The sequence below is a fragment of the Haloarcula salina genome (assembly GCF_049603855.1).
Lineage (GTDB): Archaea > Halobacteriota > Halobacteria > Halobacteriales > Haloarculaceae > Haloarcula > Haloarcula salina_A.
The window spans coordinates 2,914,619-2,936,982 of the sequence record NZ_CP187146.1 but is presented as its reverse complement, the minus strand read 5'-3'; the positions used below and the strand labels follow the sequence as shown (position 1 = coordinate 2,936,982).

Sequence of the window (22,364 nt, the reverse complement as noted above, 5' to 3'; positions counted from 1 at the left end):
GCGTTCTCACTCCTCGTAGGGCCAGTTCGGGTCGCGGTCGATGCCGTCCGGCGACTCGCAGTCGCCGACCTCGTCCGGCGTACACGCGCCGTGTTCGCGGAAGTTCTCGCGGGCGTCGCGCAGGGACACGTGGTTCGTGTCGCTGACGTACTCGTCGTCGCCGAACTGGATCGGGTCGTCGAGCCAGTGGCACACCGGACACATCTCGTAGGACCCGGGCCGACCCTCGGGGAGCGTCCGGTAGCCACAGCACGGGCAGTAGCCGAGCTCCCGCGCCGCGGGATTGCCGGGCGTCTCGGTCGACATGAATTTTGGTATGTGTCGTCACACCAAAGCATTTCCGACTGTTCACGCCCTGTGCCGTCAGGCACCGCCGCTCGTCGCCGGTGCGACGCGCTCAGTCGTCCGACTGCGCATCCTCGACGCGTCCGGCGTACTCTTCGAGTTCAGCCGCGAGTTCACGCGCCTGCTCGGCCGACAGCGTGACCGAGTCCGCGTGAGGTTTCACCGCGTCGAGGTCGGTGTTGTCCATCTCTAACTGGAGCTCGACGTGGTCCGGGTTCTTCCGCGGCGCGGTCACGTTCAGCACCGCGAGCGCTTCCTCTTCGAAGCCGTGGCCCTCTACCTCGCCGTCGAGCAGGTCGAAGGTCGTGTACGCGTTGACCTTCATGATGCGGTCGACCATACCCGCGGTTGGCGGTCGGCCGACTTAATCCCGGCCTTCCGACGCGTCGACGCCCTCGTAGCCGACCCGCTCGGCGTCCGTCGCCGCGCACTCGACGGCCGCGTCGAGGTCGAACTCCCGCACGACGTCGCCGTCCCTGACGAGCGGTTCCATGAGCGACTCGGCGTTCGCCGGTCCCTCGCGGTCGGCCAGCCCGACGTGGTGGCCGCCGTCTGCGGTCCGGTACACCGACTTCTTGCCGGTGAGCTTGCCCCGCTTGGCCGCCGGCTCGCCGTCCACTTCGACGATGTCCAGCGCGAAATCGAGTGGGTCGGCGTTGGCGACGTAGCTCCCGACGCCGAAGCCGTCGGCCACGTCGCGGAGGTCGCGCAGTTCCGTCGGCCCGAGCCCGCCCGAGATGAACAGGTCCACGTCCTCGTGGCCGTACGCGTCCAGCGTCCAGCGGACCTCGCGGATGATGTGTCGGAAGTCGCCGCGGCGAGAGCCGGTCGTGTCGAGGCGAACGCCGTCTAAGTCCGCGACCGCCTCGGCCGCCCGGAGCGCCTCGTCCGTCTCGTCGCTGTACGTGTCGGTCAGCGCGATGCGCGGCGTCTCCTCGGGGACGGCCTCGTCGAACGCCCGCCACGCCTCCTCCTGGTTGCCCCGGCCGAAGCAGATGACCAGCGCGTGGGGCATCGTCCCGCCCGCCTCGCGCCCGATGACCTCGCCCGCGGCGACGTTCGAGATGCCGTCGAGGCCGCCCAGCAGCGCCGCCCGCTCGATCATCGCGGCGATGGAGGGGTGGACGTGGCGGGACCCGAACGACAGCACCGTCGACTCCGGCGCGGCGTGGCGCGCTTCCAGCGCCCGCGTGGCGACACCGGTCGGGTGCGAGAGGAAGCCGAGCAGCGCCGTCTCCAGCCGGCAGAACTCGCGGTAGGATCCCTCGATGCGCATCACCGGTCCGCCGTCGAACAGCTGGCCCTCGGGGAGCGCGTCGGCGTCGACGGCGCGCCCGTCGAGCAATCGCGCGGCGTCTTTCAGCCCGGCCAGCAGCTTCCAGGTCCCCGTCGCGAACTGGTTCGCCGTGACCTCCGCCACGACGTCCGGGTTCTTCTCCGCGTGCTCTAGCGCCTCCATCGTCCGGTCGAAGTAGGCGTCGGTCGCCCGTCCGTCGCGAATCGCCTCCGGCGAGACGATGTCGAACTCCTCGGTCATTGTCCCGTCTTCGGCCGTGCGAGGGAAAAAGCGGTCCGGTCGACGGTCGCGAGACACCGCTCTCAGCCCGGTCTCGCCGCCGGAGTGACACTGCCTCGTAACACTTTCTACGTCGCCGACGATACCCGTCGGGCGTGCTCAGCCCCCGCCGCTCCGTCGCCCTCCTGCTCGCGCTCGCGCTGCTCGCCGCCGGGACCGTCCTCGGCGTCTCGCAGTACCGGACGGCCACCGGCTACGCCGCGACGACGGGCACGGTCGAGAACGCCCAGATGGACAGCTACGCCGAGATCAGCCGTCCCACGCTCGGCGGCAACCGGTACTACCAGCCGAACGTGACCTACACGTACCGCGTCGACGGTCAGACCTACACCGGCCGCGACATCGCCTTTGGCACCGACGTGGACACGAACCAGCGGGACCGCGCCGCGCGGGTGCTGTCGAACTACGCCGAGGGATCGTCGGTCACCGTTCGCTACGACCCGGCCAATCCCGGCGACGCCTACCTCGCCCAGCGCTTCGACTTCTTCCCCGTCGGCGTCCTGGTCGCGCTCGGCCTCCTCCTGTTCGGCGACGCGCTGACGCCGCGAACGCGGTGGCTCCGATTCGTCCTGTCGAAGATCCCGCTGAATCAGAACGAACGCGATCCGTTCTCCCGGCCCGACACCGACGACCGCGTTCCCGACGATCCGACGCGGATTCTCGACCGGGACGACGCTACGTCCGGCGAGTCCGACGGCGGCGACTCGGACCCCGACGCGCCGGTCGGCGGCCGCTGGGCCGTCGTGCTGTGGACGCTCTGTGCCCTCGCCGCGCTCGGGACGGTCGGCGGCTACCTCGCCGTCTCGAAACCGCCCCACGACCTGACAGCCTACGCGACGGCCGTCGTCACCGTCATCGGGTTCGGCCGGTTCGCCTACCGCCGCGTCGTCTGACGCCCGCTCACGCCTCGGTCGGGTGAATCTCGCTCAGGTCGTCGACCGTCGGCCCGTTGACGATGCGGACGGTCTTGCCCGACCGGACGACGCGGAACGCGTCGGCGAACTGGTCGCCCTCGGGGACGACGTAGACGTTCGCTCGCGGCTGGCTGGCGTCGTGTTCCTCGACCAGCGCGCCGCGGTAGGCGTCGGCGAACTCCCGGGCGTCTTCCTCGGTGTCCCAGCGCGTCTCCCAGACGTAGCCGTAACCGCCTGAACCGTTCCGGTACGGCACGACGAGGTCGCCGGCCCAGCCCTCTGAGGCCTCGCTCTCGTAGCTGTAGCGGTCGCCCTCTGTCTGGCCGTTGTGGTACACCGTCGCGTAGATGGACGCCTCACCGACGGTGTCGCCGACCGGGTCGTGGTCGAAGCGGTTCCACGCGTCGGTCGAGCGGTCTGAGACGCTGACGGCGACCGGCTTCTCGTCGGGGTACTTCTCGGGGTGGAGCACCTGCTCGGTGCTGTCCGGGAAGTCGTCGTGCAGCGCATCGACGGCGTCCCAGCCGCCCTCGTCGCGGATAGCGTGGACGAACGCCGGCCCGGTGACGTAGGGCTGGTACAGGACGGTGAACAGCCCCTCGTTGTAGCTCGGCTCCTGTGCGGCACTGCCGTTTCCGTCGCCGGCGTCGCCGCTCTCTGACGTGCGGTCCGGGAGCGCGATACACTCCCACTGGTCGCCGCACCGGCGCTCGTAGAAGATGCGGACGTAGTTCGCCTCGCCCTCGGTGACGCCCTGGCGCGAGAGCTGGGTGTCCTGGGTCTCCGCGGAGCCGTTCAGGCCGAAGTGCTGATCCTGGAGCGCGTGGACGAGTTCGTGCGACAGCGTGCGTCGGTCGATCTGTGGCGTCTCCGTCGGGCTGACGATGACGATCTCGTCCTGACTCGGCGAGTAGTACCCCTGGACCGTCGTCGAGAGCGTGTCGTCCAGTTCCTCGCTACTGCCGGAGTCCTCGCCGATGAGGAGCAGCGCCTCCCACACCTGGTCGTTCCAGGGGTCCGCCGGCGGGCCACCGCCGCTCCCGTTGCCGCGCGAGCGGTTGCGGTACTCGGCCCGCGAGATGACCGACACGGGGACCGTCTCCTCGAACTCCCGCTGGCGGATCTGCTCGACGCGAGCCATCGTCCGGGCGACGACGGCCTCTCGCTCGGTCTCGTTGAGGCCGTCCTCGGTCGTCACGCGCACGGGGTCGTCGTACCAGTAGCCGTCCTCCCAGCCGACCGCGTCCTCGCCGGCCGGCGTCGCCGGGTGGTCGCTCCCGCCGAACGACGGGACCGAACAGCCGGCGAGGACCGTGGCGAGGACGAGTAACAGCGCGAGCAGGCGCTGCCTACGCATCGTGGACCTCGTCGAGTTCGGCCGCAGTCGGCGCGTTCACGACGGTGACCGTCCGGCCGTCCACGGAGATATCGACGGCGTCTGCGTAGGGGCTGTCGTCCGCGATGACCCATGTCCCGTCGGCGCGCTGGCTCCCGCCCCAGTGGGCGACGACGCGCTCCCAGGCGCGGGCGAACTCCCGGGCGTCGGTCTCGCTGTCCCACCGCGTCTTCCAGACGTAGGCCGTCTCGCCGTCGTTCTCGTAGACGTGCATGCGGCCGCCGCGCCAGCCGTCGGTGGCGGGCAGGTCGTAGTTGTACGGGTCCTCGCTCTGGAGCGAGCCGTCCGACTCGTAGTTGATGACGTCGCCCGTGCGGACCACCGCCGAGTCGTTGTAGTCGTCGGCGAGCGTGTAGGCCATCGAGGCCGCGATGGCCGACGGCCCGACGACGGCGTAGTCCGGGCGGTCGCGGTCGGTCGAGGGGCGGACCCGCTCCCAGTCGGCGTTCGACCTGTCGGCGAGCGACACCGACGCCCGCTCCCAGTCGGGGTAGCGGGCCGGATAGATCACTTCGACGGCGCTGTCGGGGTGGTCGTCGTAGGCGTCGTTCACCGCGCGCCACCCGTCGCGCTCACGGAGGTCGGCTATCAGGCTCGGACCGTCACTGTACGGGAAATAGAGCATGAAGCTGATGCCGAAGTGGCGGTCGCCGCCGCCACCGCCGCCAGCGCTCGGCGTCTCGATGCAGTCCCACGTCGACCCACAGCGCTCGGAGTAGATCAGGCGCGTCGCCACGGCGTCGCCCTCGATGAGTCCGTTCCGGCCCTGCACGCCGTCGCGCGTGTTCGCGTCGCTCTCCAGTCCGAACTGCTGGTCCTGGAGCGCGTGGACCAGTTCGTGAGCCAGCGTCCCGCGGCTGATCGTGGGCGTCTCGGAGTCGCTGACCACGACGATCTCGCCCCGACGACTGCTGTAGTAGCCCAGCACGCTCTCGCCGCGGTTGCTGTTCTGGACCGCGATGGAGTCGCGGTCCTCGCCGACGAAGAACAGCGCCTCGAACTTCGCGTTGTCGAACCGCCGCAGCGACTCGCCGGTCTCGCCGCCGGTGCTGTTGCGGTACTCGGCCCGCGAGACGACAGAGACGGGGACCGGTTCCTCGAACTCCAGACCGCGAATCCGCTCGACGCGGGCCATCGTCCGGGCGACGACGGCCTCGCGCTCGGTCTCGTTGAGGCCGTCCTCGGTCGTCACCGCGAGCGACTCGTTGTACCAGTAGCCGTTCTCGTAGCCCAGTCGGTCCGCCGTCGGCGCTGGCGGGGCCGACCCGTTCACGGCGAGGTCGACCGCGGGTTCTGTCGGGGTTTCGGGGGCACCGGTCGACCCGGCGTCACCGGCAAGCGGCGTCTGGTCCGACGGCGACCCGGGGGCCTGACAGCCTGCGAGCAGCAGCGCGACACAGACGACGGCGAGAGCGAGGGGGCGGCGCATCTACCCGAACGTAGGCCAGCGCAGTGAAAAGTCACACGCTAGCCGGGGTAACGTTGGTACGCTATCAGTGCAAACGTCCGCGTATGGAACTCGATCCGTCACAGACCGCGCTCGTCGTGGTGGACATGCAGAACGGCTTCTGTCACCCCGACGGGAGCCTCTACGCACCGGACAGCGAATCGGCCGTCGATCCCTGCGCCGAACTGGTCGAGCGCGCCCGCGAGGCCGGGGCCAGCGTCGTCTTCACCCGCGACGTGCACCCGCCCGAGCAGTTCGACGACGCCCACTACTACGACGAGTTCGAGCGGTGGGGCGAACACGTCGTCGAGGGCTCCTGGGAGGCCGAACTCGTCGCTGACCTCGACCCCGCCGACGAGGACCTGGTCGTGGTCAAGCACACCTACGACGCCTTCTACCAGACGGAACTGGACGGCTGGCTGGACGCCCACGGTATCAAGGACCTCGTCATCTGCGGCACGCTCGCTAACGTCTGTGTCCTCCACACCGCCTCCAGCGCCGGCCTGCGCGACTACCGCCCGGTCCTCGTCGAGGACGCCATCGGCTTCATCGAGGCGGACCACCGCGAGTACGCGCTGGAGCACGCCGACTGGCTGTTCGGCGAGGTGACCGACCGCGCGGCCCTCGACTTCGCCTGATGGCCGACGCGGTCCCCGGCGACGCGCCCGACGTCGCGGATGGCCCGGAGCGCCGTCACCCGGCGTCTGAACCGGTCTCGCGATCGATAGTCACCCTGACCGCGTCGCCGACGCCGAGGTCGATCTCACGGCCGACCAGCTTGACGCCAGCCCGCTCCCGGTCGCAGAACAGCGCGATTCCGGTCACCGGCTCGCCGTTCGCGAGGACGGTCACGTCGTCCCACGTGACGGTGCGGTCAGCGACCGTCCCGACTCGCTGGCCGGCGAGGACGGCGTGGTCGGCACCGCTTCCGCCGAGTAGGCCGCCGCCGTCGTAGTGCGGGAGGCCGCTGTCGAGGACGCCGGCACCATCACCGCCAGCGCCGTTTGCGACCCCGGCGAAGCGCTCGCCCGGCGCGGGGTGCTCGGGCGCGTCCAGTCGCGCCCACGTCTCGCCGGCCGCGGCGACCGTCCCGGTTCCGTCCCACGAGACCGCCTCGACGTCGACGGCCACGTCGACGGGGAGCGACCCCGACGCCCGGTAGGGGTTCGCGTCCGGGTCGCGAAATCCCAGGTGGACGTGGTTCGGGACCCACGGTGCGAAGAAGCCAGCCCGGACCAGTTCGCCGAGGTCGTCGCCCACCGCGACCGAGTCACCGGGGTCGACGGACGGGTCGACGTGGAGTAGCCGGGCGACGTGTTCGCCCGTGTCGACCAGGACGAGGTGGTCGTGCTCGGCGGCGTAGGCTTTCGGCGGTGCGCGGACCGTCTCGGTGTCGAGCACCTCGCCGGCGACCGGCGACGGCGCGCGCTCTCCCTCGGGATAGAGGTCGATCGCGCACCCCTCGTCGTGGGCGTCGAACGGCGAGTTGTACAGCGAGAAGCGGTAGTACTGCGCGAGTACGTCCCGGGAGAGCGTCACGGCCATCGCCCTTGATTGGGAGTGCGTCTGCAAGTGGCTGTCGCCCGAGGGTTCATGTCCGATGCCGGGACCACCCACGGACGTGCGCTGACTGCAGACGCGACGGGGGCTGCGATAGCGCGACACGTCCCGTCGCGAGGGCCGAGTGTCGCCTGTTCGCCATCGGTGGGCGTGCGGACCGATCAGCTCCGGTGCTCGTCCGCCGCACCCGCCGCCGCGGGCGTTTTGTCCCCGCGGACCCACTGTCGAGCTATGCGACTCCTCCGGGGACGGGCCGACGACCCAGACTGCGACTCCCGGCGGACGCGGGAAATGGCCGACCGCGTCGCGTCGGACCGCGAGCCAGCGCTTCGCGTCTGGCGACCCCACCGGCAGGTCGCCTTCGGCCGCCGCGACCCCTCCAGCGACGGCTACGAGCAAGCCAGGGCCGCCGCTCGCGACCGGGGCTACGCGGTCGTCGAGCGGTCCACGGGCGGCCGCGCCGTCGCCTACACCGGGTCGACCGTCGCCGTCGCGCTCGCAGAGCCGACCGACGACCCTCGCGGAACTATCCAGTCGCGCTACGACCGAGTCAGCGACTCGGTCCGGCGTGCCCTCGCCGAGTGCGGCGTCGACGCCCGAGCGGGCGAGCCTCCCGATTCGTTCTGTCCGGGGTCCCACTCGCTGCAGGCCGATGGAAAGGTCGCGGGCCTCGCCCAGCGGGTCCGCCAGTCCGTCGCGGTGGTCGGCGCTGTCGTCGTCGTCCGCGACCACGAGGCGGTCGCAGCGGTGTTGACGCCGATGTACGCGGCGCTCGGCGTTCCCTTCGACCCTGACAGCGTCGGAAGCGTCGCCCGCGCCGGCGGGACCGGCGACCCCGACCGCGTCGTCGCGGCGCTCGAAGCGGCGCTGACGGCGGGGCGGGACGTCTCGGTGAGCCATATCCGAGACACTTAGGGGTTCGCCCGGTCGACTGGAGGTATGCTCATTCGAAACGCGACGCTGCCCGACGGTCGCCAGCGCGACGTCCGGGTGCGTGGCGAGTCTATCGCCGAGGTCGGTCGCGACCTCGACGCTGACGACCAGCACGTCATCGACGCGACGGGCAAGCGCCTGTTCCCCGGCATGATCGACGCCCACGTCCACTTTCGCCAACCGGGCTATCCGCACAAGGAGACGTGGGAGACGGGCGCTCGCTCCGCGGCGGCCGGCGGCGTCACGACCGTCGTCGACCAGCCCAACACCGACCCGCCGACCATCGACGGCGAGGCGTTCGACCAGAAGGCCGAGTTCGCCGCCGACGCCATCGTCGACTGGGGCATCAACGGCGGTGTCACGGCCGACTGGATCCCGAACGTCCTCCTTCGACGGCGACTGTTCGCCCTCGGCGAGGTGTTCCTCGCCGACTCGACCGGCGACATGGGCATCGAGGCCGACCTGTTCGCCGACGCGCTCGACGCCGCGACGGAGAAGGAGGTGCCGGTCACGGTCCACGCGGAGGACGCCGACTACTTCAACGACGACGCCCGCGCCCGCGACGACGCAGACGCCTGGAGCGCGTTCCGAACGGCGACGGCGGAGGCGAAGGCCGTCGAGCGCGCCTGTTCGGTCGCGAACGAACGCGGCGCGACTATCCACATCGCCCACACCTCCACGCCGGAAGGCGTCGACATCGCCAGCGAGGCCGGCATGACGACCGAGGTGACGCCGCACCACTTGCTGCTCTCCCGTCGGGACCTCTCCGACCTGGGCACGTTCGGTCGGATGAATCCGCCGCTCCGTCGCGAGAAGCGCCGACTGAAGCTCTACGACCGCGTCGTCGACGGCACCGTCGACATGATCGCGACCGACCACGCGCCCCACACCCGCGAGGAGAAGGACGCGAGCATCTGGGACGCGCCGTCGGGCGTCCCCGGCGTCGAGACGGCCCTCCCCCTCCTGCTCGCCGAGGCCCGCGACTCGGACAGCGACCTCACCTACGAGCGCGTCTGTGACCTCACCGCGCGCAACCCCGCCGAGGTGTTCGACCTGCCACAGAAGGGCGAGATCGAGGCCGGCCGGGACGCCGACCTCGTCCTGGTCGACACCACCGAGACGACCGCGGTCCGTGGCGAGGCCCTTCACTCGAAGTGCGACTGGACGCCCTTCGAGGGCTTCGACGCGGTGTTCCCGGAGTGGACGATGGTCCGCGGGGCCGTCGTGTACGAGCGCGGCGACGCGCTGGGCGACGGGGGCGAGGAGGACGTGTTCTACGACCACCAGGGCGAGAACGTCCGCGACGCGGACGGCGAAGTGGTCGAGTAGCCGGGATCACCGCTCTCTGACCCGATCGAGTCGGTAATCCGGGACGGCCAAGAGAAAGCCGTAGCAGAGCCGATAGCACAGGACGCCGCCCCCGAACCCGGAGAGCGCGCCGGCGAGCACGATCGTCGCGCTCGCTTCGATGACGACGACGAATCCCGCCACGACGCTCGCGAGGACGACGAGCGACGCCAGCGCGGTCACCTCCGGATAGACGCCCGGGACCGCGTCGTGCTCGACGGCGTACAGCGCCGCCGCGCTCAGCAGGGCGACCACCGCGAGCACCGGCCCCACGCCGAGCAGCGCCGGTCCAGCCTCCGCGTAGCCGAGCACGGCTCCGCCGAGTCCGACCGCGAGGTCGGTTCGCAGGACCCGCTGTCTCGCTTCGCGATCCGACAGCGGGGCCGCTCGCGAGTCTGGGCCGCTCATCTCACCGACGCGTTGGGACACGCACAGCGGTCCTCGCGGCTCCACCGCTCGGACTACCGAGATTCCTGCGGAATCTCGCGGTCCTCACTGGCCTACTCGTCCGCCTCTGCGAGCCGTCCGAGGAAGTGTTCAGACACACGGTCTTCACTGGCTTACTCGTCCGCTGCAAGCGAGGCGGATGACTCCGTGTTCGGACACGCACAGCGGTCCGAACTGGCCTACTCATCCGCCTCGAACTCGTGGCCACACTCCGGACAACACACCTCGTCGTGTCGCAGCGCGGCCGACTGCTCCCGGACCTCCCGCATCACGGTCGAGATGCGGTCTTCGGCCTCCATCTCGTCTTCGACGGCGAGGTCGACGCCCTCGACTTCGAGCAGGAACTTCGCGACCTCCGTGGCCTCGTACATCACGTCGTCGAGTTCCTCGGCGGTGAAGAAGTCGCACATCGCGCCGTAGAGGAAGGTCGCGCCGGCCTTTCGGACCTTGTCTTCGAAAGCCGAGCGAGCCTGGTTGACGGCCTGTGGCGTGTAGGTGTCGGTCATGAACGGAACGAGTTCGGGCAGGTTCTCGCCGATCTTCGTCATCTCGACGCCCGTCTCGGTCCGGAAGTCGGCACAGAGGCGCGCGATGGCCCACTCGCGGGCGGTGATGTACGTCCGGTCCCGGAGGAAGTCGTTGGCGCGGTCGTAGGTCCCGCCCTCGATCTTCTTGAAGCGGTCGTACTTTCGCACGTCCGCCGGAACGTCGGCGTTCTGGACCGGCGGGTCCTGCTCGTCGGTCGCGTCGGGGTCCTCCCCGGAAGCCTCCTCGGGCTCTCCGTCCCCAGTGCGTTCGTCGCTCTCGGTCGCCGGCCGGTCGCTCGGCTCCGGTTCGGCGTCTCCCCCGTCGATGTCCGTCTCGTCCGGCGATGCGCCCTCGGTCATGGCCGACGTTGGGTCCCCGCGGCGAAAAAGGGTATCGCCGCGAGACGACACTCCAAACAACTGGATGACACGTTCGCCAGGTGGCTTTTTGACCGGGGGTATACAAGTCCCGGTTATGAACGTACTGCTCGGTGTCGGGGGCAGCGACCTGTCCTACCGCGCACTGGACGAGACGTTGACACGCGCCTCGGAGACGGGTGACGACCTGACGGTCGCGGTCTACGAGGACGAGGACGCAGCGGACGACGTCGAAACGGTCGCTCGACGCGTGAGAGAACGGGTCGAGGAGTCCGGCGTCGAGGCGACGATCCGCCGTATCGAGGGGTCGTCGCCGGGAAGCGACCTGGTGAACATCGCCGAGAGCGAGGACTTCGACCGCATCGTTCTCGGCGGCGGCAACCGCTCCCCGCTCGGCAAGATCCAGCTCGGTTCCATCGTCGAGTTCGTCTTGCTGAACGCACAGACCCCGATCACGCTCATCCGATGACTCGTACCTATCCAGACGACCCCGCGGACGCGTTCCCGCGACCGCCGCGGACGATCACCGACGGCGAGGGCCGCGAGATCGAGGTCGTCGCAGCCGACGCGACCGACACCGAGGCCCTCGTGGAGATGTATCTCGATTTCAACCCCGAGGATCGCGCGCAGGGTATCCCGCCGGTCAAGGACGAGGCGATCCGCAAGTGGCTCGACGTCATTCTCGACGACGAGTGTCTCAACGTCGTCGCTCGACACGAGGGCGACGCGGTCGGCCACGCGACGCTCGTTCCCGACAACGAGGACGAGCAGGAACTCGCCATCTTCGTGTTACAGGCCTACCAGGGTGCTGGTATCGGGACGGCGCTCGTCCGAACGCTGCTCGGTCACGGCCAGGACCAGGGGGTCGGGAAAGTGTGGCTCACCGTCGAACGCTGGAACGAACCCGCGATCGCGCTGTACGAGAAAGTCGGTTTCGAGACGAGCAATACCGAGAGCTTCGAAGTCGAGATGGCGATTCGCCTCTAGACGGAGAGGACTGGCTGACTCGCGTACTCGATGACGTAGAATGCCGCGCGGCCCACGGCGTCCTCCGCGTCCGCCTCGCGCGGCACGACGATGAAGTCCGACCCGATCTCTTCGGCCACGTCGAGCACGACGCTCCCCGGGGTTTGCATCAGGCGCGTCTCGGAGAACGCCGCGGCCGCCGACGTGTCGAACGTGCCGTCGTAGGAATCCGCGAACTGCGCGCGGATGTCGGCGGCGAAGGACTTGTGGATGTCGGCGACGACGTCCGGGTCGACGTCGCCGTTCTCGATGTCGCGGTGCAGTCGCTCGTCGACGACGAACAGGAGATGGATGTCCGCGTCGTAGCGCTCCGCGACGGCGATCGCGTACTCGGCCGCCCGTTCTGACTTGTCGCTGCCGTCGACTGGCGCGAGTACGAGGTCGATGTCCATCACACGCCACTGTGACCCCACCCGGCAAAAAGCCACCGAGGTCCGGGCCCCGTCGTCCTGTCCGGGAAGGGACTGCTTATTTAATCGTGCCCGAAATAGCGTGGCATATGTTCGATACGGTGGTCATCGCCACGGACGGGTCCGGGAGCGCAGAGCGGGCCGTCGAGGCGGCACTCGATCTGGCGTCGCGCTTCGACGCGACCGTCCACGGGCTGTATGTCGTCGACGCCGGCGAGGTCGAGGCAACGCCGGAGGAGGTCCGCGAGGCGCTCGAGCGCGCGCTGGCGACCACCGGCGGTCGCGCCCTGTCGTTCATCCGCGAGGCCGCCGACGCCGAGGCCGACGAGGAACTCGTCACAGCGGTCCGGCAGGGCGACCCGGCCGACGAGATCTGCAAGTACGCGAACGAGCACGACGCCGACGTCATCGCGAGCGGGACCCGGGGTCGCCACGGCGAACACGGCTTCCTCCTCGGGAGCGTCGCCGAGGAGGTCGTCCGCCAGGCTCCGATGCCGGTCCTCACGGTGCGCCAGCTCGAAGGCGACCCCAACCCCGAGCGCGAAGGGGTCTGACAGGCCTTCATCCGAGGGGAAACCGCCGACTGAGGCCGGTCGGAACGGCCGGTTCGACAGTCGACCGATCCACGTGATACCGTACCGCGCCTATATTCCCTTGCTTCGCGTAGAGAGTGTATGGGTAGTCAGATTCGTGTTCTTCACGTCGACGACGATCCCGAACTCGCCGAAGTGGTCGCGACGTTCCTCGAACGCGAGGACGACCGCTTCACCGTGGAGACGGTACTGAGTGCGGACGAGGGCCTGGAACGGCTCGCCGGGGCCGAATTCGACTGCGTCGTCTCGGACTACGATATGCCGAAGCGGAACGGAATCGAGTTCCTCGAAACCGTCCGCTCGACTGATTCGGACCTCCCGTTCATCCTCTACACTGGTAAGGGAAGCGAGGAGATCGCCAGCGACGCCATCTCTAGCGGCGTGACCGATTACCTCCAGAAGGGTGGCGGAATCGGCCAGTACACGGTCCTCGCGAACCGCATCGCCAATGCCGCGGCGGCCTACCAGACCAGACGGAACCTGGAGCGCAAGAGCCGGCAGGACGAGGCAATCGCCGATCTCAGCCGAGACGCACTCGAAGGATTGGATCGTCAACCCCTGTTCCAGCGAGCCGTGGGAATCGTCTCCGACCGACTGGGGACCGAGTACACCGGCCTCTTTCGCCTCTCGGCGGCCGACGGACGCTTCTCCACTGCGGCCGCGTCTGGATGGGACGAAGCAGTCCTCGAAGGTGCGCTTGGCGGTGGCGACGGTGAAACACTGGCTAGTTACACGCTCTCGGCGTCCGAGCCGGTCGTCGTCCCGGACCGCCGAACTGACGATCGGTTCCGGGACTCGACGTTCCTCTCAGAGCACGGCGTCGTCAGCGGAATCAGCGTCGTCGTCGGAAGCAGGGACGATCCGTGGGGCGTTCTGGAGACCCACTCGACGACCGCCCGCTCGTTCAGCGCAGATGACGTCACGTTCGTGCAAAACGTCGCCAATCTCCTCGGTAGCGCGATTCAGCGCCACCGGTCGGAACAGCGCCGCCGCGAGAGCGAACGGCTGTTCCGGGAGATCGCGGAGGTCAGTCCAGACACGATCTTCCGCCTCGACACCGACGGCGTGTTCACGTACGTCTCGCCCGCCGTCGAGTCGCTACTCGGGTACGCCGCCGAGGAACTCCTCGGTGAGAACTTCCAGCGGTACGTCCCCGAGACGAGCCTCTCGGTCGCGTTCGACGGCTTTTCTCGCGTCGCGGCGGGCGAGACCGTCCGCGAACTGGAAGTCGCGCTCATCGACGCCGACGGCGACCTGGTCGACGTCGAAGTGAGCGCCAGCCCGGTCATGCACGACGGCTCGGTCCGCTACGTTCAGGGGCTCGTTCGGGATATCACCGACCGAAAAGAGCGCGAGCGTGACCTCGAACGGTATCGAGCGTACACCGACCGCGTCCTCGACGGCATCGACGACGTGCTGTTCGTCATCGACGAGTCTGGCGCACTCCGCCGGTGGAACGAGAGCTTCGCGACCGTGACCGGCTACGACGACGCCCTCTCGTCGATGAACGTGTTCGATTTCGTCGCCACGCCGGAGCGCCGCGCGGAAGACGCTATTCGCGGGCTGTTCGAGGCGGACCACACGCGGCTGCAGGCGGCGCTCTTGACCGCCGACGGCCGCGAGATTCCCTACGAATACGTCACGAACCGCGTCTCACACCCGGACGGGACGCCGCTGATCGTCGGCATCGGTCGAGAGATCACCGGGCAAAACGAGCGCGAACGAGAGCTCCGTGAACTCAAAGCCCAGTACGAGACGCTGATCGAGAACATCCCTGGGATCGGCGTGTTCCTGTTCGACCGCGACGCCCGGTACACGGTCGCTGGCGGCGACGAACTCTCGGCGGTCGGGCTCACGTCGACCGACTTCGAGGGAGCGAGTCCGAGCGACCTCTTTCCCGAGGCCATCGCCGACGAACTCGAACAGTACTACCGGGCAGCGCTCGCGGGTGACGAAAACACCTTCGAACAGGCGTTTCAGGACAGGTACTACCGGATACAGACAGTCCCGGTCAGAGACGAGAGCGGCGACGTCATCTCGGGGCTCGCCGTCTCGGTGGACGTCACGGAGGGAAGGGCCCGTCAGACGGAACTCGAGCGCCAGAACGAGCAACTGAAAGAGTTCGCAAGCGTAGTGAGCCACGACCTCAGGAACCCCCTGAACGTCGCTCGGGGTCAGCTCGAACTGGCTCGCGCGGAGTGCGACAGCGACCACCTGACCCACGCCGACACCGCGCTGGATCGGAGCCACGCGCTCATCGACGATCTCCTGACCCTCGCCCGTAGCGGCGAGCACGTACGCGCGACGGAGGAAGTCGCCCTCGCGGCGACGGTCGAGCGGTGCTGGCAGAACGTCCCGACGGAAGCGGCGACGCTCGACTGCCGGACCGAGCAGACGATCCTGGCCGACCCGGGACGGCTCGAACAACTCCTCGAGAATCTCATTCGGAACGCCGTGGAGCACGGGGGTGGCGAGGTCACGGTGACCGTCGGCCCGCTCGACGACGGCTTCTACGTCGAGGACACCGGCGTCGGACTTCCGGTGGAAGACCGGGAGAGGATCTTCGAAGCAGGGTACTCGACCGACGACGACGGGTCCGGCTTCGGGTTGCGGATCGTCAAGCAGATCACCGACGCCCACGGCTGGGAGATCTCCGTGGCGGACGGCGAGCGCGGCGGCGCACGGTTCGAGATTCGCGGCGTCGAAACGGCCTGACGGGTCGTTCTGCGTCGCCGGGAGGACTCGCGGGTGCCGCGGCGTCCCGACGCCCGAACCCGACGGCTTCTTGACGACTCGCCCGCTTGCTCGGGCATGGACGATTGGCTCATCGACGACGACCGCCTCTCTCTCGGCCGCAAATCCGTTCTCCCCGGGGAGGGGTTTTTCGTCCCCGACTCCTACGAGGAAGAGCAGGCCGAAGCCGAGGCCGCCGAGACGGTTTCCGACGCCGGCGTCGTGGTCATCGCGGACCCGGACGCCGACGGCCTCGCCTGTACGGCGCTGATCCGGGAGGCCCACGGCGAGGGCGCGCTGCTTCCGGCCGGCCCCCACGAACTCACCGAGGCCCTGGAGTGGACCGCCGAGTACGCCGACCCCGGCGCGACCGTCTTCGTCTGCGACCTCTGTCCCGACCGCGACTCCGACATCGCGCCGCTGGACGACGTGGTCGCGCGCGTCGAGCGCGTTGTCTGGTTCGACCACCACCAGTGGCCCGAGGATCTCGCCGCGGCCGTCGACGCGGCCGGCGTCGAGCGTACCGTCGGTGACTCAGACGAGGTGTGCACCGCCGACGTAGCGCTGGCCGAACTCGACCACGACTTCGCCGACCAGTGGGCCGACCTCGCCGCCGTCACCCGCGACCACGACCTCTGGATCCGCGACGACCCCCGCAGCGACGACCTCGCTGACTTCTCGTACTGGAGCGAGCCCGAGGAGTACATCGAGGCGGTCCGCGAGCACGGTCCCGACCTCTCGCCAGAGGTTCACGACTTCCTGGCCGAGAAGCGCGTCGAGAAGGAGGCCCTCATCGAGAAGGCCGTCGACCGGGCGGAACTCCGCGAGGTCGCCGACTGGACCGTCGGCGTCACCTACGGCCGCTGCTCGCAGAACGAGGTCGCCGAGGCCCTGCGCGAGCAGGGGGCCGACGCGGCCGTCATCGTCAAGCCCGCCGGCTCCGCCTCCATCCGCGGCACCGAGAACTTCGAGCGCGCCCACGAGGTCGCCCAGCAGGTCAACGGCGGCGGCCACCCGAAGGCCGCCGGCTGCAAGCCCGACATCTACGACGACATGATGGACTACGCCCACCACTGGACCACACAGGGCGCGGTGGCGAAGCAGGCCATCGTGGACGCGTTCCGGCGACTGCCCGAGGACGAAGACGAGGGCGTAGACTCCGACAGATAAGCGGCGTCAACCGGAAACGGAGTGTCCCGTCCCGGTGGGACGCAATCTTGATTTGCGTTTCCGGCGTCACGTCGACTGATGACAGACGCCCTCCACACACGCGTCGCGAACAGCGTAGCCGTGCGACAGCGTCTCGCGAGCGCTGTCGTGGTCGGCGTGACGCTGTACGTTCTCGACGGGTCGATACGGTACGCCGCGGCCTCGGCGGCGATCGCCTTCTGCGTCTGGCTCGTCGCCGACGCCGCCCAGGCCGCCGTCGGCGACTACGCCGACCACGTGGTCTTCGGACTGCTCATCTTCGGCTTCGTCGGGTACTGGTCGGCGACCGGTGAGCCGACGTGGGCCGTCGTCCCGGCGGCGCTCCTGGGCTGCTGGTTCCTGATCGACGGGGTCCAGCACCTCCGCCACGGCGTCACGCGCGACGAGGTCGAGATACCGTATACCCACGGAGGCAGCATCGTCACCGGACTACCGAAGGCGCTGCTCGTCCGACTGGCCCGACCGTTCTCGCTGTAGGTCGCTCGGCTACTGCTCGACGACCCACTTGTCGCTGTAGCGCTCGCCGCAGGCACAGACTGCGTAGGCGTGAATCACGTCGCCTTCGGCATACAAGCCGCCGACATCCTCGTTTTGCTCCTCGGCGAAGGCGAAGACGAACCGCGTCGTGTGGTCGATGTCCGGTTCTTCTTCTGCGACCGGGCAGTCCGCGCCGGTCAGGTCGTCGTGAACGTGGCCCTCGGTGCCCATCGCCTGCTGGGCCAGTCCCATCGGGTCGATGCCCGTCGCCGACTGGAAGGCGCTGCGGCCGTCGTCGCCCGGCAGGACGAGGACGTGCCCGTCCTCGACCGCGTCGGCGTAGTCGGCCAGCGCGCCGGGGTTCGAGACGGCGTCCTCGTGGAGGAAGAAGAGCACGTCGTCGGGCCGTTCGCCCGCCAGGAACTCCGCGTGATTGGTCATGCCCGCTGTGAGACGCTCGCCGGGCAAAAGTGGCCCGCTCTCGGTCACGACACACAGCGTTTTCAACCGACGCCGTGCTACTCTGGCCCATGGTCGATCTCAGCGAGTACGTCACCGATATCGTCCACGAACCGACCCAGACCGACAGCCCGGGATTCGACCTCACGGTCGCGACCGTCTACGAAGTCATCGAACCGGGCCGGATCGACTTCGGCGGCGGCGAACTCGACCCGGCCACGACCGCGCTCCACGAGAGCCACAGGCGCGACCCGGACGACGACTACGAGTGGTGGACGCTCCGGGACGGACAGTTCCTCGTCGAATACAACGAGTCGCTGACCGGCGACGCGACGGTGACGCTCCAGCCCCGGACGGAACTGCTCGAACGCGGGGCCACGCACCCGACGCTGCACGTGGACTCTCTCCCGCGAGTGCCGCTCTCCGTCGGCGGCGCGGGACTGAAACTGAAGGAGAACGCGCGGGTCAGCACGATCGTCGCCGCCGACGAGTGAGGCGGCGGTTCCGACAGCCGCTGACTGCGCCGCGAGTGTGCGTCGTCCCAGTCAAGCGTTCACGTCTTCCAGGTGTCGGCTGGCGACGACCTTCCCGGTCGGCGTGAGCGTCGGGCCGTCGGCCCCGTCCTGGATGAGGCCGTCCTCGGAGAGGTCCTGGAGGATCATCGACACCTGCGAGGAGTCCTTCCCGAGGATGCTGGCAAGCGGCATGCCGTCCATGTCGCCGGTGGAGTACATCGCGACCAGCACCTCCTTCTTGTCCTTCGTGAGTTCGACGTTCCGCAGTTCCTCCATGAGTTCGGAGTACTCCCGGCGGAGGTAGCGTCCGAGGATGGCCATCTTCCGGCCGGAGGCCAGCGCCGCTTGCGTCGTCATGGCGGTCCCGTCTTTCATGTGGCGGACCGTCAGCACCGGTCGCTTCGCGCCGCCGATTTCCCGCGTGTCCCGTTCGAAGTCGGAGACGGTCTTGAGGTCGATCGTGAACGCTCCGTCGTCACGACGGAACTCGACGGTCCCGGCCGTCAGGAACAGTCGTGCCGTCTTGAACGGGTCGTCGGTGACGCGACCGCCGACGCGGGCGCGTTCTTTGACCGTGGTCTCGGTCCCGTTGATGACGGCCTTGAACAGGACGGTCCCAAACTTCTCGATCTTCTCGTTGTCGGCCTCGACCGCGGCGATGAGACGCCGCCCGTTGCGCTCGAAGGCGACGGTCACCGTCGAGTCGAAGAAGTCCCCGAGGTCGGGCGGGACCTGCCCGATGGCGATGTCGAAGATGGAGTCGAGCGGAATCGTCAGCTTGTCCGTCTCGCTTGCGGCCAACACCAGTCGCTTCTGGGAGAGGACGACGCGGCCCTTGATGGGGTCGCCCCGTGAGGCCACCTCGGAGTTGAATTTGCCGACGAAATCCGCGATCACTGATTCCGACATCGAGCGTTGTCGAACCTACAGCAGCCCCGATATTGAGCGTTTCGCGCGAGTATCAACTGAGAAAATCGGGCGAATCCGAGCGAGCGGCGCGAACTGCCGTCAGTTGTCGAGGTTTCTGGCGATGTCCGACAGCGACGAGTCCGGGCCGTCGGTCGCGGTGTAGACGACGCGCTTGCCGGGCGTCCGGAGGCCGTACTCCTCGCCGGCGGTGATCACGTCGAGGTGGGCCGACCCGCCGAGGGTCACCTCGCTCGACGCCACCCACTCGGCGAGGCGATTCGGTCCATCGCCCTCGCGGGCCAGGCGGCGGTTGTCAGCGACGTGTGAGAGTATCGGTTCGCCGTCGAAGTTCTCGCCGACGGCGGCGTGATAGGTGTCGCCGTCGAGCGCCAGCCGAACGGTGTCGCCCTCGGCGAGGCCGAGGTCCGCCGGGAGCACGACGCGCGGTCGGTCGGTCCGGCCGACCGACTCGACGGCCACGCGACGTGTCTCGACGGTGTCGTGGTCGCTGGGAACGCGGTCCGGCACGCGGGCTTACTCGTCGTCGCCGCCGAGCAGGTCGTCGACCTCGCCGCTGCCGCGACCCGTGATCTTCGCGTTGATCTGGCGCGTGTCGTCGCTGACCTCGCGGCCGCGGACGGTGATACGCTTGCGCTCGCCGTCGGTGGTCGGCTCGAAGCCGACGCCGCCGTCGGACATGATCTCCTTCGTCGCGACGCCGCGCACGTCGGGGCGCATCGGTCGGCCGGCCGTGTCGGAGCCGCCGGTGAGTTCGAGCGTGTAGCCGTCGAGGCCGACCGCGCCGCCGTCGACCTCGTCGCCGAGCTCGCGGCCGATGAATCGGTTGGCGTCCTGTCCGTCGACGTCGATCTGGTAGGTGTGGCCGCTCTCCGGGTCGGAAACGGCGACCGTAAATTCTGCCATACCTGTGTGGTATTGACCGCGCTTCAAAAACGCGTCGAACCGTCGTTCACCACTGTGACTCGTTGACGCGGGCCCGCGAGGCTACTGGTCGGCCATCGCGTCGCTCGCGATGGACCGCCCGCGCGCTTCGAGTTGCACTTCCCGGCGTGTCCGAACCGGTTCGAGGATCTCCGACTCGATGAGCCGGTCGTAGACGTCCTCGACCTCCTCGATTTCCATGTCGACGAAGTCCGGGATCTTGAACGGCGAGATGCCCGAGTACAGCGCCATCAGGACCTGCGTCTCCTCGTCGGAGAGGTCCACGTCGTCGGCGATGTTGCGCTGTTCGCCCTGGCGGACGAGTCCCTCGAGCAGCGAGACGTGCCGGGGCATCCCGGAGACGTGCGTCTCGACGCTGGTCCCCTCGATGGTGTGTTCGATCTCCAGAACCGGGCGCTCGTCGCCGCGGATCTCCTTCTCTTTGGCCTCGACGGTTCCCACGTCGTCGATGTCGAGTTCGACGAACGTGCCCGTGGAGATGGCGAGGTTGAGGCAGTCGCCGTCGAGTTTGAGTCGGGTCTTCTCCCAGCCGGCGTCCTGCACGACGCCGCCTTTCACCGCGGGGTGTTTGACCAGGATGACGATCTGGTCCAGCAGGGTGCTGTAGAGCTTCGACTGGAACTCCTCGTCCTGTCTGGCGGAGACGAGCGTCACGTCGCGACCGGCCTGTAGCTTGACGTAGCTGTCGACCTGCGCCAGCGACTGGTTCATCTGGCTGGCGGTGACGCTGGTGAGCTTCGACAGCGGGATGGTCCGCTTGCCCTGGTTCGTCGCGAGAACCAGCCGTTTGTTCGACAGGAGGATTCGACCGGGTAGCCACTCGATGTCGTTTCGCTTCCGCCCATCCGAGACGACCTGGACGAACTTCCCCTTCGTGTCGACCAGCGCGTGTTCTCCGTCGCTCATCGGTCAGCTAACTGTCGACGTGACGTACGCCCCGGCGGGTCTTAATGCACTCGGCCGGCTCATACGCGACCACCGAGCTTCGAGATGGCCGAGAACGCCTTCTTTCGAATCACGTCGTGTTCGGTGTCGTCGATGAGCCTGTCGAGCGTCTTCCGGGAGCGCTCGCCGCCGACCTTCCCGAGCGTGAAGATGGCCTGGCCCCGTATCTGCGGGTCGACGCCGTCGTCTTCGACGATATCGAGCAGCCGCCGCTCCACCATGTTGTCGTCGCCGCCCAGCTCCGCGAGCGAAGTGGCGGCGAACTGTCGGAGCATCTGGTCGTCCCCGGAGAGTGCGTCGACGAGCGAGTCGATGACGCGGTCGCGTTCCGCCTCGTGGGTGACTCGCCCGAGCAGCCAGGCGGTGTTGCGTCGCTGGGCCGGTTGCGTACTCTCCTCTAAGATCTCGACCAGCGGGAGGACGACGCTCCGGTCGTCCGTGTTCGAGAGCTTCTCGACGACGGTGTCGCGGATCTCGTGACTCTGCTCCGTGGGGACGTTCGAGAGCAGTTCGATGAGCGAGTACACCGCAGTGCGCCGGACGGCCGCCGAGTCGTCCGACAGCGCTTCGACGAGGTAGTCGACGGGGCGGTCGTTCCCGAAGTTGCCGAACGCGCCCACGGCGATGCGGCGGACGCGCTCGTCGTCGTCCTCGTACAGCGGGAGGAGCGCCTGGAGCGCCTGCCGGTTCCCGATGTTACCCAGGGCGTCGGCGGCTTCGCGCCTGACGGCGGCTTTCGGGTCCGTCAGGACGTTCTCGAGCGGATTCGTCGCCCGCGAATCCCCGATCTTCCCGGCGGAGCGCGCCGCCCGCGCCCGAACGCGTGGGTCGGGGTCCTCGAAGCGCTCTGTGAGCTTCGGGACCGCGTCGGCCTGGTCGAGGTTCCCGAGGCCGTTCGCGGCCGCCATCCGAAGTTCGGCCACGTCGGCGTCGAGTGCCTGCATGTACGCCTTCGCTTTCACCCAGTCTGCGGCGTCGTCTTCGAGGTCGACGCCGGCCATGCTCCCGATGAGTTCGGTGATGGCGTCGTCGCCGAGTTCGTCGAGCGAGTCGATTGCGGCAGCGGTCACGGCGTCGCTGTCGCCCTGTGCCGCCCGAACCAGTGCGTTGACGACGTCACGGCGGTCGTCGTGGTCGTCGAAGTTCCCCAGAAGCTCGGCGGCGCGTGCCGTGACCCGCTCGTTGTCGCTCTCCCTGAGCAGGCGGATGAGTTCCTGTGCCTTGCCGTCGCGTTCGAGTTCGTAGAGGCTCATCG

Annotated in this window: 26 protein-coding genes; 11 read left to right on the top strand and 15 right to left on the bottom strand. The window is 68.6% G+C overall.

From position 1 onward, the window contains the following. Nucleotides 1–6 precede the first annotated feature (6 nt). The 3 genes from ACOZ4I_RS14900 to ACOZ4I_RS14890 all read right to left on the bottom strand — a co-directional run bounded on the left by ACOZ4I_RS14900 (nt 7) and on the right by ACOZ4I_RS14890 (nt 1,882). The gene (locus tag ACOZ4I_RS14900; protein ID WP_162415027.1) at nt 7–306 is read right to left on the bottom strand and encodes a CPCC family cysteine-rich protein; all 300 of its coding nucleotides are present in this window, start codon (nt 304–306) and stop codon (nt 7–9) included. A gap of 91 nt (nt 307–397) precedes the next feature. Then, a complete protein-coding gene (locus ACOZ4I_RS14895; protein ID WP_424000896.1) occupies nt 398–685 on the bottom strand; it encodes a DUF6360 family protein in 288 nt (95 codons plus the stop codon). Nucleotides 686–709: 24 nt separating this feature from the next. Next, nucleotides 710–1,882, bottom strand: a complete 1,173-nt coding sequence (locus ACOZ4I_RS14890; protein WP_424000894.1) for a nicotinate phosphoribosyltransferase — start codon at nt 1,880–1,882, stop codon at nt 710–712. Nucleotides 1,883–2,016: 134 nt separating this feature from the next. Between ACOZ4I_RS14890 and ACOZ4I_RS14885 the strand changes: the two genes are divergently transcribed. Beyond that, the gene (locus ACOZ4I_RS14885) at nt 2,017–2,814 is read left to right on the top strand and encodes a DUF3592 domain-containing protein (RefSeq protein WP_424000892.1); all 798 of its coding nucleotides are present in this window, start codon (nt 2,017–2,019) and stop codon (nt 2,812–2,814) included. Between the two features lie 7 nt (nt 2,815–2,821). On the opposite strand, the gene ACOZ4I_RS14880 is transcribed toward ACOZ4I_RS14885, so the two are convergent. Together ACOZ4I_RS14880 and ACOZ4I_RS14875 are read right to left on the bottom strand one after the other, a co-directional pair. Beyond that, a complete protein-coding gene (locus ACOZ4I_RS14880) occupies nt 2,822–4,192 on the bottom strand; it encodes an Hvo_1808 family surface protein (RefSeq protein WP_424000890.1) in 1,371 nt (456 codons plus the stop codon). Then, nucleotides 4,185–5,660: an Hvo_1808 family surface protein gene (locus ACOZ4I_RS14875; RefSeq protein ID WP_424000888.1), complete on the bottom strand. Its 1,476-nt coding sequence runs from the start codon at nt 5,658–5,660 to the stop codon at nt 4,185–4,187. Before ACOZ4I_RS14875 ends, ACOZ4I_RS14880 begins: the two co-directional genes overlap by 8 nt. Nucleotides 5,661–5,743: 83 nt before the next feature. On the opposite strand from ACOZ4I_RS14875, the gene ACOZ4I_RS14870 reads away from it, so the two are divergent. After that, nucleotides 5,744–6,316, top strand: a complete 573-nt coding sequence (locus ACOZ4I_RS14870) for a cysteine hydrolase family protein (protein WP_424000886.1) — start codon at nt 5,744–5,746, stop codon at nt 6,314–6,316. 55 nt (nt 6,317–6,371) lie between these two features. Here ACOZ4I_RS14870 and ACOZ4I_RS14865 read toward each other — a convergent pair whose 3' ends face one another. Next, entirely contained in the window at nt 6,372–7,223 is an 852-nt protein-coding gene (locus ACOZ4I_RS14865) for a hypothetical protein (protein WP_424000884.1), read from the bottom strand. A 246-nt stretch (nt 7,224–7,469) separates the two neighbouring features. On the opposite strand from ACOZ4I_RS14865, the gene ACOZ4I_RS14860 reads away from it, so the two are divergent. Both ACOZ4I_RS14860 and ACOZ4I_RS14855 read left to right on the top strand, forming a co-directional pair. Beyond that, on the top strand, nt 7,470–8,153 hold the full coding sequence (locus ACOZ4I_RS14860; RefSeq protein ID WP_424000882.1) for a lipoate--protein ligase family protein: 684 nt from the start codon (nt 7,470–7,472) through the stop codon (nt 8,151–8,153). Between the two features lie 24 nt (nt 8,154–8,177). Then, complete coding sequence (locus tag ACOZ4I_RS14855; RefSeq protein ID WP_424000880.1) at nt 8,178–9,500, top strand: dihydroorotase; 1,323 nt, start codon at nt 8,178–8,180, stop codon at nt 9,498–9,500. Nucleotides 9,501–9,506: 6 nt separating this feature from the next. On the opposite strand, the gene ACOZ4I_RS14850 is transcribed toward ACOZ4I_RS14855, so the two are convergent. Beyond that, on the bottom strand, nt 9,507–9,947 hold the full coding sequence (locus ACOZ4I_RS14850; RefSeq protein ID WP_424000878.1) for a hypothetical protein: 441 nt from the start codon (nt 9,945–9,947) through the stop codon (nt 9,507–9,509). A gap of 197 nt (nt 9,948–10,144) precedes the next feature. Then, a complete protein-coding gene (locus ACOZ4I_RS14845) occupies nt 10,145–10,852 on the bottom strand; it encodes a DUF5806 family protein (protein ID WP_424000876.1) in 708 nt (235 codons plus the stop codon). Between the two features lie 115 nt (nt 10,853–10,967). Here ACOZ4I_RS14845 and ACOZ4I_RS14840 point away from each other — a divergent pair, with 115 nt between their 5' ends. Continuing rightward, entirely contained in the window at nt 10,968–11,339 is a 372-nt protein-coding gene (locus ACOZ4I_RS14840; protein WP_424000874.1) for a universal stress protein, read from the top strand. After that, nucleotides 11,336–11,857, top strand: a complete 522-nt coding sequence (locus tag ACOZ4I_RS14835) for an N-acetyltransferase family protein (protein WP_424000872.1) — start codon at nt 11,336–11,338, stop codon at nt 11,855–11,857. Before ACOZ4I_RS14840 ends, ACOZ4I_RS14835 begins: the two co-directional genes overlap by 4 nt. Here the strand turns inward: ACOZ4I_RS14835 and ACOZ4I_RS14830 are convergent. Continuing rightward, entirely contained in the window at nt 11,854–12,288 is a 435-nt protein-coding gene (locus ACOZ4I_RS14830; protein ID WP_424000870.1) for a universal stress protein, read from the bottom strand. The genes ACOZ4I_RS14835 and ACOZ4I_RS14830 overlap by 4 nt on opposite strands. Nucleotides 12,289–12,395: 107 nt before the next feature. Here ACOZ4I_RS14830 and ACOZ4I_RS14825 point away from each other — a divergent pair, with 107 nt between their 5' ends. The 4 genes from ACOZ4I_RS14825 (at nt 12,396) to ACOZ4I_RS14810 (ending at nt 17,318) form a co-directional block, all read left to right on the top strand. Next, complete coding sequence (locus ACOZ4I_RS14825; protein WP_424000868.1) at nt 12,396–12,860, top strand: universal stress protein; 465 nt, start codon at nt 12,396–12,398, stop codon at nt 12,858–12,860. A gap of 120 nt (nt 12,861–12,980) precedes the next feature. Continuing rightward, nucleotides 12,981–15,614 carry a PAS domain S-box protein gene (locus tag ACOZ4I_RS14820; RefSeq protein WP_424000866.1) on the top strand — a complete coding sequence of 878 codons (2,634 nt, stop codon included), beginning with the start codon at nt 12,981–12,983 and terminating at the stop codon, nt 15,612–15,614. Nucleotides 15,615–15,710: 96 nt separating this feature from the next. After that, on the top strand, nt 15,711–16,802 hold the full coding sequence (locus tag ACOZ4I_RS14815; protein ID WP_424000864.1) for a DHH family phosphoesterase: 1,092 nt from the start codon (nt 15,711–15,713) through the stop codon (nt 16,800–16,802). Between the two features lie 78 nt (nt 16,803–16,880). Then, nucleotides 16,881–17,318, top strand: a complete 438-nt coding sequence (locus ACOZ4I_RS14810) for a hypothetical protein (protein ID WP_424000862.1) — start codon at nt 16,881–16,883, stop codon at nt 17,316–17,318. Nucleotides 17,319–17,327: 9 nt separating this feature from the next. On the opposite strand, the gene ACOZ4I_RS14805 is transcribed toward ACOZ4I_RS14810, so the two are convergent. Continuing rightward, a complete protein-coding gene (locus tag ACOZ4I_RS14805) occupies nt 17,328–17,759 on the bottom strand; it encodes a DUF5807 family protein (RefSeq protein WP_424000860.1) in 432 nt (143 codons plus the stop codon). A gap of 89 nt (nt 17,760–17,848) precedes the next feature. Here ACOZ4I_RS14805 and ACOZ4I_RS14800 point away from each other — a divergent pair, with 89 nt between their 5' ends. Then, nucleotides 17,849–18,271: a dCTP deaminase gene (locus ACOZ4I_RS14800; protein ID WP_424000858.1), complete on the top strand. Its 423-nt coding sequence runs from the start codon at nt 17,849–17,851 to the stop codon at nt 18,269–18,271. A 51-nt stretch (nt 18,272–18,322) separates the two neighbouring features. Here the strand turns inward: ACOZ4I_RS14800 and ACOZ4I_RS14795 are convergent, their stop codons facing one another. The 5 genes from ACOZ4I_RS14795 to ACOZ4I_RS14775 all read right to left on the bottom strand — a co-directional run bounded on the left by ACOZ4I_RS14795 (nt 18,323) and on the right by ACOZ4I_RS14775 (nt 22,362). Continuing rightward, on the bottom strand, nt 18,323–19,201 hold the full coding sequence (locus ACOZ4I_RS14795; RefSeq protein WP_424000856.1) for a CheF family chemotaxis protein: 879 nt from the start codon (nt 19,199–19,201) through the stop codon (nt 18,323–18,325). A gap of 99 nt (nt 19,202–19,300) precedes the next feature. Then, on the bottom strand, nt 19,301–19,729 hold the full coding sequence (locus ACOZ4I_RS14790) for a DUF7112 family protein (protein ID WP_424000854.1): 429 nt from the start codon (nt 19,727–19,729) through the stop codon (nt 19,301–19,303). 6 nt (nt 19,730–19,735) lie between these two features. Then, the gene (locus ACOZ4I_RS14785) at nt 19,736–20,125 is read right to left on the bottom strand and encodes a 30S ribosomal protein S6e (RefSeq protein WP_424000852.1); all 390 of its coding nucleotides are present in this window, start codon (nt 20,123–20,125) and stop codon (nt 19,736–19,738) included. Nucleotides 20,126–20,206: 81 nt separating this feature from the next. Beyond that, the gene (locus ACOZ4I_RS14780; protein WP_424000850.1) at nt 20,207–21,070 is read right to left on the bottom strand and encodes a CheF family chemotaxis protein; all 864 of its coding nucleotides are present in this window, start codon (nt 21,068–21,070) and stop codon (nt 20,207–20,209) included. A 59-nt stretch (nt 21,071–21,129) separates the two neighbouring features. Continuing rightward, a complete protein-coding gene (locus ACOZ4I_RS14775; RefSeq protein ID WP_424000848.1) occupies nt 21,130–22,362 on the bottom strand; it encodes a HEAT repeat domain-containing protein in 1,233 nt (410 codons plus the stop codon). Between the last annotated feature and the right edge of the window lie 2 nt (nt 22,363–22,364).